Origin of the sequence: Methylohalomonas lacus, from assembly GCF_024808875.1 — a bacterium.
GTDB lineage: Bacteria > Pseudomonadota > Gammaproteobacteria > Methylohalomonadales > Methylohalomonadaceae > Methylohalomonas > Methylohalomonas lacus.
The window spans coordinates 1-1,023 of the sequence record NZ_JANUCT010000038.1; the positions used below are offsets into that span (position 1 = coordinate 1).

Below are 1,023 nucleotides of genomic sequence, written 5' to 3' on the forward strand. Positions count from 1 at the left end.
GCGCAAGCTGCCGGCCGAGCAGGTGGTCTGGCTGGTACTGGGCATGGGCCTGTATCGCAACCGTTCCATTGCCGATGTCTGCGACAAGCTGTCGCTGGTGATGCCGGCCGCCGATACCGGCCTGCGACGGGTGGCGCCCAGCGCCCTGACGCAGGCGCGCGAGCGTCTCGGCAGCGCGCCGTTACGCTATCTGTTTCTGAGTTCGGCCCAGACCTGGGCCGACCAGGAGACCCGGGCCGACTTCCATGGGCTCAAACTGCTCAGTGTTGATGGCACCGTGTTCCAGGTGCCGGACAGCAACGCCAATGCCGCGTACTTCGGGTACCCCAATAGCGGCCGCAATGCCTATCCGACCCTGACACTGGTCAGTCTGTTGTCGGTGCACTCGCACCTGCTCTGGGATGTGGCCTTCGGCCCCAGCCGGGTCGGCGAAGTCAGCCACGCGCAACAGTTGGTCGGTTCGGCGCCGGCGGCCTCGTTGACCCTGTTCGACCGTTGCTACTTCAGCGCCGGGTTGCTGCTGGCCTGGCAACAGCAACAGCCCGACTGCCACTGGCTCATGCCGGTGAAGAACAAGCTCCGGCACACGGTGATTGAACAGTATGGGCCGCATGACTGCCTGGTTGAGATGCCTGTCTCGCCGCAGGCGCGGCGTCAGCAGCCGCACCTGCCGGCGACCTGGCAGGCCCGGCTCATTACCTATGCCGATCCCCAAGGGGCTATCCGCGGCTTTTTAACCTCATTGATGGATCCCGACGCCTATCCATTGGCCGACCTGCTCAATGTCTACTGGCAGCGCTGGGAAATCGAACAGGGCTATGGTGAAATCAAACGCCAGCAGCTCACCAATGAAACCCTGCTCAGAAGCCAAACCCCCGACGGCATTGAACAGGAAATGTGGGGCATCCTGTTGGCCTATAATCTCATCCGGCTGGAGATAACCCGCATCGCCAGTGACGCCGACGTGCCGCCGCAGCGCATCTCCTTTGTCATGGCATTACGCTACATCCAGGACGAGTTCCT

At 62.8% G+C, this 1,023-nt stretch carries 1 protein-coding gene; it reads left to right on the plus strand.

Going from position 1 to position 1,023, the window contains the following annotated elements; genetic code table 11:
• The coding region (locus J2T55_RS13195; protein WP_259057854.1) for an IS4 family transposase at positions 1-1,023 on the plus strand (1,023 nt) is incomplete at both ends.